3 protein-coding genes and 2 pseudogenes are annotated in these 3,596 nt (G+C 62.3%); all 5 read left to right on the top strand.

The annotated features are described in order from the left end of the window. The first annotated feature begins 1,210 nt into the window (after positions 1 to 1,210). The gene (locus tag JWP83_RS28235) at positions 1,211 to 1,486 is read left to right on the top strand and encodes a DUF732 domain-containing protein (protein WP_297738207.1); all 276 of its coding nucleotides are present in this window, start codon (positions 1,211 to 1,213) and stop codon (positions 1,484 to 1,486) included. A gap of 197 nt (positions 1,487 to 1,683) precedes the next feature. After that, positions 1,684 to 1,990: pseudogene (locus tag JWP83_RS28230) on the top strand (GlsB/YeaQ/YmgE family stress response membrane protein). Between the two features lie 232 nt (positions 1,991 to 2,222). Further along, positions 2,223 to 2,657: an FHA domain-containing protein gene (locus tag JWP83_RS28225; RefSeq protein ID WP_297738205.1), complete on the top strand. Its 435-nt coding sequence runs from the start codon at positions 2,223 to 2,225 to the stop codon at positions 2,655 to 2,657. A 37-nt stretch (positions 2,658 to 2,694) separates the two neighbouring features. Then, positions 2,695 to 3,003 carry a hypothetical protein gene (locus JWP83_RS28220; protein WP_297738209.1) on the top strand — a complete coding sequence of 103 codons (309 nt, stop codon included), beginning with the start codon at positions 2,695 to 2,697 and terminating at the stop codon, positions 3,001 to 3,003. Between the two features lie 283 nt (positions 3,004 to 3,286). Further along, a pseudogene (locus JWP83_RS28215) lies at positions 3,287 to 3,596 on the top strand (ATP-binding protein); the annotation flags it as partial.

The raw sequence follows: 3,596 nt of genomic DNA, 5'->3' as shown, positions 1-3,596 counted from the left end.
CGCAAAGGAGTGGGGACTTCTACATGGCCACCAGTGGGTACTTCCTACTGGCCACAGATGGGGACTTTCTCACGGCCATTCACAGGCGGTGGTCGACGCGCTGATGAAGGATGTTCGGCTCACGCCGCTATTACCTTCGGAGTTTTTGGGCGGCGACGAGGATAGGTTCTCCCGGTATCGGATTCCGAAAGATGCGTAATTTGTGTTCCGCCCGTCTAGCAACGGTGATGTACTCGCACCGGACGACAAGCACAAAACGGTTTTGGGGGTAGACAGTGATCAGACGTGTCCGGGGCAGCACGGGCCAAACTGGCGCGGGCCTAGCGGTGAACGTGCGCGTCTATCCGGGCACCGACGCTGAGAGTCCGGGGGTGATCGTGGAGGATTTCGGTAAATTGGCGGGCCAAGCCGTTGATCTCGGTGGCTGCCACATCGCCCCGGCCCGCCGGTGGGCGGTTCAGTTGACACCGGCAATCTGGTGTTCGTCGACACCGACCACCTCGTTCCCGACTGAGCCGCTTGGCGGATCGACCGGCGCGGTCAATCCGTAAGAGGGTGCGGTTTACCCTTTGCCCAGGTGCTGGACGGTTAGGGAGATTCGCACACCCAAGATGACCGACACATCATCCCCCGTCAGGTAGTCGTCACAATCGAAGCATTGCGACACCTACGTACCTGCGTTCAGCTGACACGGCGGGCACGAGAGCGTGGGGCGCTAAAAGCAGCCGAAAGATTGACAGGTCACCGGATCCCGCTTACATCACCTCAGTGCCAGTTTTGGTCCAAGGGGCCATTGTGCCAGTGGCCCTGGTCGCGGGCTTCACCGTCGTACCAGTGGTCGTCGTGGCAACGGCCCCGTCCCAGTTGCTACCCCAGCCCGGATCCCACCACTGTCCGGGGTACCAGTGATAACTCGGGAACGGCGCGGGCTGGGCCTCGGCGACTGCAGGCGCCCCCAAACCCCCGAGCCCTAAACCGGCGGTCATTACGGCCGTGATGCCGCGACACGTGCGATGTTTTTCATCCCGGAAGCATTCCCCGCTTCAGTGCGAACGAATCTGCTAAGGGCAGGTTTCACCACGAGAAAATCTGCGATTGCGTCCGGCCCAACGGCGTACAATCAAGCGTCCGACCAGGACGTTTACCTCTTTGCACGGTGCTGTTATCTTCGCGTCACACCCTGCCCTCTAGCAAACCGGAGGGAAAGTAAATGATCACCACCACCGTCTGCGCCGCGCTGATCGCGGTGCTGCCACTCGCACCGACGTTCAACTCCGACGAGCAGGCATACCTGCGCGAGCTGCGCAACGACGGCATCCCCGTATCCGACGACCAAGCGACGGTCACGGTCGGCCATGACGTTTGCAATCTGCTGGCCAGTGGCGGCACCAAAGAGCGGGCCATGAACGCGCTACCGTCGAACCTGGACATGGCCCAACGGCGCACCATCGTGGACGCTTCCGTGACGTATCTGTGCCCGATGTAACCCAATACTGACCAACCCTCGACCACCTGATGAACGCTCAAGTGCGCCAATGCCAGACGCCTAAAGTGCCTGTGCCGCAAACAGCTTCTATTGAGACAGACACGAATCTTTCGTGCCTCACGCCCTGGTTGACGCGAGCTTTAATCCTGGCGCAGCCAGGGTATTTCAGCCCCAGCCGTCGATCGGTTGGAGGAGAAATGACCATCACCGGCATTTTCAGCGCAATTCTCATCGGCATCGTTGTCGGGGTCATTGGCCGACTAGCTTGTGCCAGGTAAGCAGCCCATCGGGGTGCTGCTGACGATCCTGGTCGGCATCGTCTCCGCGTTCATCGGCACGGCGATCGCCCGTGCGCTCGGCATACCCACCGCTACCGGGGGCATCGACTGGCTCGAACTGCTGGTGCAGGTCGTCGTCGCGGCTATCGGCGTGGCCCTGGTCGCGGGGCTCATGGGTCAACGGAGGGGTGTGGTGGGTCGGAGGCGTTCGTGCCTCATGCGCTGACCGCTTTAACGCGGTTTCCCAGCGATCCCGGGGATGTGGGAATACCTAAGCGTTGTATTCAGTTGCGGGGGAAGCGATCAGCCCTCGTCGGGCAGGCATACGGCGGCCGGAACTTGGGTACATTTACTAGGTAGCGGTTATCTGATCGTGCCCGAGGTTCAGGTAAAAGGAGTCGTCAAGTGGGCTGGCGCCATGCAAAGCGGGCCAGAGTGGCGGGCGGTGGAGACAACCCGTGAACAGTGGGGACGACGACCGAAACCTCAATGAAGCAGCGGGGGAAACCACTACGGATTTTGGCGCCCACTTTCTCGACGAGCTGGATAACGGTCCGACCGCTACCACCGAGGCGGAAACCACCGACGGGTTGCCGAGCGGATCGGCGCTGCTGGTTGTTAAGCGTGGCCCGAACGCTGGTTCTCGATTCTTGCTCGATCAGCCAGTGACCTCGGCGGGGCGCCATCCCGACAGCGACATTCTTCTCGACGACGTCACGGTGAGCCGCCGCCACGTCGAGTTTCGCCTCGACAAGGACGGCAGCTGGGCCGTCGCCGACGTCGGCAGCCTCAACGGCACCTACGTCAACCGTCAGCCGGTGGACTCAGCGGTGCTAGCAAATAACGATGAAGTGCAGATCGGTAAGTTCCGGCTGGTCTTCCTGACCGGATAATCCTGGCCTGTCAGATCTCGCAGGCGCAACATCATCGCTGGTATTGACCGGCGGTTTGGGACTCGCAGGTCTGGGGGCGGCGGCAGTCGCCGAGGCCCAGCCCATAGCTCCGCCGCCTACTTATCACTGGTGCCCCGGCCAGTGGTGGGATCCAGGGTGGGGCGGCAACTGGGACGGGGGTCGCTGCCACGACGACCACTTTTACGACGGTGATGACCGCGCCGGAGGCCACTGGCACAATGGCCCCTACGACGGACGCTGGCAAGGCGACCAACACTGGCAGGGCGGGAACCCCGGCGATCGCGATCACTGGCAAGGCGGGAACCCCGGCGACCACCAGCACTGAGGTGATGTAAGCGGGAGCGCACGGACCTAAGCTCCGCTGCGTGACGTCGAGATCATCGACCAGATGCCTGGGGTATCAGCAGATGCGACTACTTGGAGCCTGCCTACGCACGATTGCGCGCTCGGGGATGGACAGCCGGGAGAGGGCGGCAGCGTGAGGAAGTCATCGCGCAGTTAATTGGTTGGTGATATCGAGTCCGGCGCCAGGGTCGTGGTGGTGATCGTTCGTGTCCCACCTCACACGGCAAGACCGCACGCAACTGTTGCAGTCTGTCGCCTTCACTGCCGGCACCGGTAAGTCCCACACCCTGATCGGACTCGGGACCGCGGCGATCCATGCCGGGCACAAGGTCCGCTACTTCACCGCCGCCGACCTGGTGGAAACGCTCTACCGCGGGCTGGCCGACAACACCGTCGGCAAGATCGTCGAATTCCTGCTGCGGGTCGATCTGATCATCCTCGACGAACTCCGCTTCGCACCGCTCGATGACACCGGAACCCAGCTGTTGTTCAGGCTCGTTGCCGGCGCCTACGAACGCCGATCCCTGGCCATCGGGTCGCACTGGCCTTCGAGCAATGGGGCCGATTCCTACC

The organism is Mycobacterium sp. (genome assembly GCF_025965855.1).
Classification (GTDB): Bacteria; Actinomycetota; Actinomycetes; order Mycobacteriales; family Mycobacteriaceae; genus Mycobacterium.
Note: the sequence above shows the minus strand (reverse complement) of the source record. Positions and strands in the feature narration are given on the sequence as shown.

Bases quoted from the DNA above. Each gene is read 5' to 3' on its own strand.
- JWP83_RS28235 (WP_297738207.1), top strand. From the start codon at position 1,211: ATGATCACCACCACCGTCTGCGCCGCGCTGATCGCGGTGCTGCCACTC.